The sequence below is a fragment of the Frankia sp. AiPs1 genome (assembly GCF_023716945.1).
Lineage (GTDB): Bacteria > Actinomycetota > Actinomycetes > Frankiales > Frankiaceae > Frankia.
In genome coordinates this window covers 1-7,667 of sequence record NZ_JAMQQF010000275.1, presented here as the reverse complement: position 1 = coordinate 7,667, position 7,667 = coordinate 1, and the positions used below count along the sequence as shown (strand labels likewise).

The following is a 7,667-nucleotide window of genomic DNA, read 5'->3' as shown; positions in this document are numbered from 1 at the left end:
GGCCGGACCAACGCCGGTTCCACCGCGTCGGACCTGCGGGCTGCCCGCCGCACCCCTCACGGCGGGCAGCCCGCCAATTCCCCGCCCGGAACCGGCCACCCCCAGACCGGCTGCCCGCCGACATCCCAGCGCCGGCGTCCGACCCCCCGGTGACCCCCACCGGCGAGCGGGTCCGCCATGGCGCCCAACGGCGGGCAGCCCCCCTTTCCCTCATCCCGCCGTTCCCGTCCCGTCCTGGCCATCCCCGTCCTGGCCATCCCCGTCCTGGCCATCTCTGCCCACCGACCACTCCCCCACCGGTGGCGGCAGCCGCATCACCCACATCCGCCAGGGGCGCCGGCGGATGCGCGGCGCCGCCACCGGGCCACCATCCACCGGGGTCCGCCGGGCCGTCGGCGGGCCCCGGTGGATGCCATCGCATTCGTGCGGCGTTGCCCGGTGGCGCGCGCAATCCGGCCGCCGGCCGGTTCCCCCGACGCCGCCCCGGCAGCGCCGATACTGGGCCGAGCCCGGCGCGACCGGAGCCCGGCGATCGCGACGACAGGGGGCCGAGCGTGGCGCTGCCCGGCGGCCCGGCGGATCGGGAAGCCGGCACGGCTGAGAAAACCCAAACGACCGACGGGACCGGGACGGCCAAGAAGGCCGGGACGGCCGACGTCATTGGGACGGCCGACGTCATTGGGACGGCCGAGGCGGTGCGCATCGACCTGGTCGGCGTCGGGAAACGGTACGACGGCGGGGCGAGCGGCGTCACAGCGCTCGCGGACGTCACCCTGCGAGTCGGCGCCGGCTGCCTGCTGGTGATCCTCGGGCCGTCGGGCTGTGGCAAGACGACGCTGCTCAACCTGATCGGTACGTTGGACACCGCCACCACCGGGACGGTGCGGCTGGACGGTGTCGACGTCACCCGCGCGTCCCGGCGAACCCGGCGGGAGGTCCGCCGCCGGGCGGTCAGCTTCGTGTTCCAGTCGTTCAACCTGTTCCCGGCCCTCACCGCGCGGGAGAACGTCCGCTTCGGCGCGGACGTCGCCGGGCGGGACCGGGCCGGCGAGGTCACCGACGAGGTGCTGGCCGGGGTGGGACTCGCCGAGCGCGCCGCGCACTTTCCCCACCAGCTCTCCGGCGGGGAGCAGCAGCGGGTGGCGATCGCCCGCGCCATCGCCACCGGTAACCCGATTCTGCTGGCCGACGAGCCGACCGGCGAGCTGGACGTCACCACCGGCGTGCGCATCCTGGAGCTGCTGCGCGGTCAGTCCGCCCAGGGCCGCACCGTGCTCGTCGTCACCCACAACCGGGAGATCGCCCGGATCGCGGACCGGGTGATCGAGTTGTCCGGCGGGCGGATCGTCCACGACGGCCCGCCACCGGGCGGCCAGGTGCCGGTGGCGGAGCTGCGCTGGTGACCGAGTACGCGCTGACGGAAGGCCGGTCGGACGGTGGGTCGGACGGTGGGTCGGACGGCCGGGCGGGCGGCGGACGGATGGCGTCGACGGGGCTGTGGTGGCGCTGGTCGCTGCGCGAACTGCGTCAACGCCTGCTGCTCGTGGTCGCGATCGCCGTGATGATCGGCCTCGGCACGGGCCTCTACGCCGGCCTGACCAGCTCCTCGCACTGGCGGCGGCAGTCCTACGACGCCAGCTACGCCCGGCTGAACGTGCATGATCTGCGGGTCTCCGTCGGGGCCGGGGCCACGGTGGCGCAGGGGCGGCTCGCGGCCGTGGTCCGTTCGCTGCCGGCCGCGGCGGCCGTCACCGCCGACGCCGAACGGTTGGTGCTACCGACCGAGATCGACGCCTCCCGCCCCGGGCACACCGTGCTCTCCCGCGGCGAGCTGGTCGGCATCGACCTGACCGCCCGGCCGCCGGTCGACGCGGTGTCGGTGGCCCGGGGGCGCGCGCTCGTGCCCGCCGACTCCGGACGCGACGTCGGCGTCCTGGATCGCACCTTCGCCAACGCCAACCACCTCCCGCCGACCGGCACCGTGCGGACCAGCGGCGGCGGCGAGGTGCGCTACGTCGGGCAGGGCCAGTCACCGGAGTACTTCATCCTGCCCGGCGAGCAGCCCGGCCTGGTCACCCAGTCCGGATTCGGGGTGCTCTACACGTCGCTACCGACCGCGCAGCGGCTCACCGGGCAGCCCGGCGCCGTCAACGACCTGGTGCTGACCCTGCGGCCGGGCACGGACACCGCCGCCTTCGCCGCCGAGCTGTCCCAGGCCCTGGCCGCGGCGCTGCCGGGCACCAGTGTGACGGTGACCGACCGGGACGACATCCAGACCCGGCAGATCCTCTACGACGACGTGAACAGCGATCAGCGGCTGTGGGACGTGCTGGCCGTCCTCGTCCTGGTCGGAGCGGTGTTCGCCGCGTTCAACCTGGTCGGCCGGGTCGTCGACGCGCAGCGCCGGGAGATCGGGATCGGGATGGCGCTGGGGGTGGCGCCGCGCCGGCTCGCGCTGCGCCCGCTGCTGCTGGGCGCCCAGGTCGGCGTGCTCGGGGTGGTTGCCGGTGTCGTGGTGGGCCTCGTCGTGGGCGCCGCGATGGGCGCGTTGCTGCGCGGGGTGTGGCCGCTGCCGGTGTGGCACACGAACTTCCAGGTGGGCGTGTTCGCCCGGGCCGCGGCCGTGGGCCTGGTCCTGCCGGTGCTCGCCGCCCTGCCGCCGGTGTGGCGGGCGGTGCGGGTGGAGCCGGTGCAGGCGATCCGGGCAAGCGCCGTGGCCGGGGGGACGGGACCGCTGGTCCGGCTGCTGGGCCGGGCCCGGCTGCCCGGGGGCAGCCTCACCCAGATGCCGCTGCGCAACCTGGCGCGCGCCCCGCGCCGACTGCTGCTCACCGCCGTCGCGATCGCCGCGGTGATCACCGCCCTGGTGGTGTTCACCGGCGAGCTTGACACGTTCACCCGCACCACGAACCGGGCCGAGGCGGACCTGACGACCAGCAACCCCGACCGGCTGCGGGTGATGCTGCCCCGGGTCGAACCGGTGAACTCCCCGACGGTGGACGCCGTGCGCCGTTCCCCCGCCGTCGCCGAGACCGACCCCACGCTGGCGCTGCCCGGCCGCATCTCCCCCGCGCCGGCCGGCGGCGACGCCTCGGCCGCGCCGATCGACGTGCTCACCTACATCCTCGACATCGGGCACGGGCTGTGGTCGCCGTCGGTCGCCTCCGGGTCCCCCACCGGCGGACTGCTGATCTCCGAGAAGGCCGCCCACGACCTGGGCGTCCACCCCGGTGACACGATCACGTTGCGCCATCCGCAGCGGGTCGGCACCGGCTACCGGACCATCGACACCCCGTTGCGGATCGCCGGCATCCACGACTTCCCGGTGCGCTCGGTGGTCTTCCTCGACAACGCCGACGCCGGTGCGTTCCGGCTCGCCGGAACCACCAACGTGGTCGTCGTGCAGCCGGCGGCCGGGTACGGCCGGGCCGCGGCCACCCGGACGCTGGCCGCCATCCCGGGGGTGGCGTCGGTGGTGTCGGCGACGGCGAGCATCGAGGAGATCCGGGCCCTGCTGCGCAGCTTCGTCGGAATCCTGCGCATCGGCGAGGTGGTCGTGCTCCTGCTGGCCGTGCTGATCGCCTACAACGCGATGAGCATCGCCGTGGACGAGCGGCGCCGCGAACACGCGACGATGCTCGCCTACGGGCTGTCCACGCGCACCGTGCTCGGCCTGTCCGTCGCCGAGAGCGCGGCGATGGGCCTGATCGGGACGCTGCTGGGGATCGCCGCCGGCTACTGGGCGCTGCGCTACACCGTGGAGGTGCTGCTCGCCAAGACGCTGCCCGACCTCGGTGTGCAGGCGATCCTGTCGGGCCGCACCCTGGCCGTCATCCTGCTGCTCGGCGTCGGCGCGGTCGCGATCGCGCCGCTGGCCGCGGCCCGCCGGATCCGCCGGATGGACGTCCCCTCCACCCTTCGGGTCATCGAGTAACGGCCCCGCAGGCCGCGACGGTCAGGATGGGGACCGTCGGGTGACGGCGGGGATGCGTGATGAGGCTGCGTTGGTTGAGGGTGTTGGTCCGGGAGGTGGTCGGCGCGCTGCGCGGCCACGATCTCGCGCTGCTCGCGGCGGGCGTCACGTACTACGCGGCGATCGCGGTCGTTCCCGGGGTGCTGGTGGCGGTCAATCTGCTCGGCCGGCTGCTCGGCCGGCCGCGCGCGGCGGAGCTCGGCCTGTCCCTGGCCGATGCGCTGCCCGGCGGTCTCGGCGCCCCGGCGGTCGTCATCGCCGCGTTCGATGCGGCGCTGACGATGTCGCCGCTGGTCGTCGTGGCCGCCGCGGTGCCCGCCACCTTCTACGGCGAGGGGTTGCGGCGGGCCTTCGTCCGACTCGCCGGAACGACCGAGGGTCTCGTCGGGTGGCGGGGCCGCCTGGGCGTCCTGCCGTTGCTCGCCGCGGCCCCGGTGCTGCTGCTGCCGGTTCTGCTCGTGACGCCGACGCTGGCCCGGCTGTTCGCCGAGCGCGGCGTCTCCGCCGGGCTGGGCGTGATCGTCGCGTTCACGGTCGACTGGCTGGTGCTGACCGCGACGTTGATGATCGTCTATCGGGGAGTGGGGCCGGGGCGGCCCGGTTGGGCGGCGACGCTGTGGGCGGCGGCGGCGACCGGCTCGTTCGTCGCCGGCTTCGTGCAGGGATTCGTGCTGTTCCTGTCGTTCCACCTGAACCTGGGCCTGCCGTTCGGCGGCTTCCGGGCCGTCGGCGGGGCCGTCGCGGTCGGCTTCTGGCTGTTCCTGCTGCACCTGATCGTCCTCGTCGGCTACAGCCTCGCCCTGCGCCTCGACGAACGCGACGGCGTCCCCTGGGCGGACGCCGGCATTGTGGACGGGCGTTCGGGGTAGCCGTGGTCGAGGAGGGTGGTCGAGGAGGTGGGCTCTCGCCGGAGCCCGGCACACGGCGCGGCTGCGTCGCACACCATGATTCGGCTATGACCTACGACGTAGCTGTTTGGCGGCACGCCGGTTCCCTGACCGGCGAGGAGGCGGCGGCCGAGTACGAACGCCGGATGGACCAGTCCGAGCAGCGATGGGAGGCGGATGCCCTCGAACCGGCCTGCTCCGAGCTGGTCGAACTGATTCGGCGCATGCGCGCCGAGTTCCCCCACGAGGAGCCGATCTGGGAGGGCCCGGCTGATGGCGATCTGGCCAGCCAGGCCGACGGCGAGTTCATCTACATCACGATGTCCTGGCACGGTGGGCCGGACGTGGTCAGGTTCATCGCCGGCATCGCTCGTTCCCTCGGCCTGGTCGCTTACGACCCCCAGGACGAAGCGGTCATAAGCTGAGACCTCGCGGAGCGTCTCCTTTACGGCCTCCTTTGATGACGCCCCGCAGGAACATCTCGCCTGAATCGCCAGAGAACATGAACGACTGAACGAAAACGAATCAACGGCCTGGAGTCGGTGGCCACAGGGTGGCCCGCGCGGTCAGTGGGACGATGGGCCGGTGCCGATCGATCACCCGTCCGGGACCGCCGCGGACCGTGCCACCGTCCCAGCCAAAGCGGGTTTGCCCCCGCTGCACGGGTCGTTCACGCTGTCACGCGTCCTGGCGGCACCACCAGGTCACGTCTTCACCGCCTTCTCCGACATCGCTGTGCGCAGACGCTGGTTCCGCGTCCCCGGCGAGCCGGGGACGGGGTGGCACGAGCTGGACTTCCGCGTCGGCGGACATGAACTCGCCGGCGGCACGTTCGCCGCCGCCGGGGTGCCGGAGCGGATCGAATACCGCGCGCAGTTCCTCGACATCGTTCCCGACGACCGCATCGTCTTCGCCTACACGGGCATTCTCGACGGTCAGCCCCGCTGGGCCTCGCTCACCACCATCGAGCTGGCCGCCGACACCGGCGGCACCCGCCTGACCCGCACGGAACAGTACGTGTTCCTCGCCCTCACCGGCGACGGCCGGGACGACGTCGCCCACCTCGAAGGCACAACACGGCTGCAGTTCAACGCCCTGGAGTCAGTGGTCGTGGGGCGCCGGCGAGAGCCCCGGTGACGATGTGGTGACAGATCGCGCGGTTACCTTTGCGTTGGCGGCGGGTGGGCCCGAGGCGAAAGACGGCCCCGGGCCGGTAGTCGCCGCCGGTCCGGGGCCTCGCGCGTTCGGACTCGACCCGCCGCCCGATCGCCTTGCGGGGGTCAGGACGAGGGCGTCCAGTCGGGGCGGCGGACCAGCTCCACGCCGAGCAACTCGATCCGGGCGGCGTCGTCGTCCAGGACGACCACGTCGCACAGGGCATGGATGTTGTCGATCTCCCGGGCGGTCACGACGCTGCGGGCCTCGCCGGTCATCAGGCCCGGCCGGTGGATGCGGCACTCGCGGACGGCGACCGGCAACGCGCCGCCGAGCACCCGCCAGGCCCACAGCCCGGCGAGCTGCATGCCGCCGTCGAGGCCGGCGACATCGAAGTACCAGTCGTCGAGGCCCCAGGCCAGCTCCCGCACGCCGACGACGGACCCTTCGGCACCGTGTTCCGACATCCCCTTGAGCCACTGGATCGCCTGGAAACGCGGGCCGTGGAACAGCGCGTCGCTGCGGTAGATCAGGTCCCGGCACGTCGACACCTCGGCGGCCTTCTCGGCGAGGCCGTCCGGAGTCGGCCACGCCGACGCCGGCACCGGCTGTGGCGGCGCGGCATCGAGCCTGGCCTGGTAGTGGGGCATGCCGTCGGCGTCGTCGAGGCGCAGCACAGGTAGCGGCGCCGTCCCGGCCCCGGCGGTGGACGGGTTGCCGCCGCTGGCGGCCGCCCCGGCCTCGGTCACGCTGACGTACAGCTCGTGGCCGGTGTCGGCCAGGTGCGGGAAGGCAATCTTGCGAAGAACCCGCAGGTCGCGCAGCACCATCCCGGCCTCGCCGTCACCGCGCAGCGCGCGGGCGCCGCGGGCGAGCCAGTCCAGCGCCATCGCGAGCGGGAGCACCGCGATGTCGGCGGGGCTGTGGTCGCTCAGCCAGGGATGGGTGCGCTCGTGCACCGAGAGCTGGCCGAGGATCCGCCGTTCGGACGGTGCCTGATCGCCGTCGGCGGAGGCACCGAGTGCCTCCGGGCCGCCCGCGCCGAGCAGGATCCGTGGTTGCGTTCCGGCGCTGCGCGCACCCGTGATCTCGTCGACGAACGCCGCCGCGCCCTGAGCGACGGGGATCGCCGGCACCCCGCGGCTGGCGAAGATCTCGGCCAGTAGCGGCCCGACCATTCCCCCGGCCCAGGGGCCCCAGGCGATCGAGCGGACCAGGCAGTCCGGATGCTCGGCCCGGTAGGCGCCCGCGACCTGGTCCAGGGTCGCGTTCGCCATCGCGTAGTCGGCCTGGCCGGCGTTGCCGAACCAACCCGCCACCGAGGAGAACAGGCACAGCAGCTCCACGGGGTCGTCGGCGAGCGCGTCCAGCATCGTCCGCAGCCCCCGGACCTTCGTGTCGAACACCCGGTCGAAGGCGTCGTCGGTCTTGTCGACGAGCAGCTTGTCGGCGAGCGTGCCGGCACCGTGGACGAGTCCGCTGACCGGCCCCCAGTCGGCGCGGACCTCCGCCAGGGCACGGGCGACCGCGTCGGGGTCGCGGACATCCACCGGCGAGTAGCGGGCCTGCGCACCGGCCCGCCGCAGGGCGGCGAGGGTGGCGTGCACCTCCCGTGCGGCCAGGATCTCCCGCGCCTGCGCCCGCAGCCGGGC

The 7,667-nt window shown here is 73.8% G+C and carries 6 protein-coding genes; 5 read left to right on the top strand and 1 reads right to left on the bottom strand.

Annotated elements, in window-relative coordinates:
• Nucleotides 1-554: 554 nt before the first annotated feature.
• The 5 genes from ND748_RS20435 (at nt 555) to ND748_RS20415 (ending at nt 5,997) form a co-directional block, all read left to right on the top strand.
• A complete protein-coding gene (locus tag ND748_RS20435) occupies nt 555-1,403 on the top strand; it encodes an ABC transporter ATP-binding protein (protein ID WP_251747609.1) in 849 nt (282 codons plus the stop codon).
• Nucleotides 1,400-3,934: an FtsX-like permease family protein gene (locus tag ND748_RS20430; protein ID WP_251747608.1), complete on the top strand. Its 2,535-nt coding sequence runs from the start codon at nt 1,400-1,402 to the stop codon at nt 3,932-3,934. The genes ND748_RS20435 and ND748_RS20430 overlap by 4 nt, the downstream gene beginning before the upstream one ends.
• 59 nt (nt 3,935-3,993) lie before the next feature.
• Complete coding sequence (locus ND748_RS20425) at nt 3,994-4,842, top strand: YhjD/YihY/BrkB family envelope integrity protein (RefSeq protein WP_251747607.1); 849 nt, start codon at nt 3,994-3,996, stop codon at nt 4,840-4,842.
• Nucleotides 4,843-4,928: 86 nt separating this feature from the next.
• Nucleotides 4,929-5,285: a hypothetical protein gene (locus ND748_RS20420; RefSeq protein WP_251747606.1), complete on the top strand. Its 357-nt coding sequence runs from the start codon at nt 4,929-4,931 to the stop codon at nt 5,283-5,285.
• A gap of 160 nt (nt 5,286-5,445) precedes the next feature.
• Entirely contained in the window at nt 5,446-5,997 is a 552-nt protein-coding gene (locus tag ND748_RS20415) for an SRPBCC domain-containing protein (RefSeq protein ID WP_251747605.1), read from the top strand.
• Nucleotides 5,998-6,140: 143 nt separating this feature from the next.
• On the opposite strand, the gene ND748_RS20410 is transcribed toward ND748_RS20415, so the two are convergent.
• On the bottom strand, nt 6,141-7,667 hold a 1,527-nt coding region (locus ND748_RS20410), incomplete at its 5' end, for an SDR family NAD(P)-dependent oxidoreductase (protein WP_251747604.1).

Excerpts from the sequence above, each read along its gene's own strand:
- ND748_RS20425 (WP_251747607.1), top strand. The coding sequence starts at position 3,994 with ATGAGGCTGCGTTGGTTGAGGGTGTTGGTCCGGGAGGTGGTCGGCGCG.
- ND748_RS20420 (WP_251747606.1), top strand. The coding sequence starts at position 4,929 with ATGACCTACGACGTAGCTGTTTGGCGGCACGCCGGTTCCCTGACCGGC.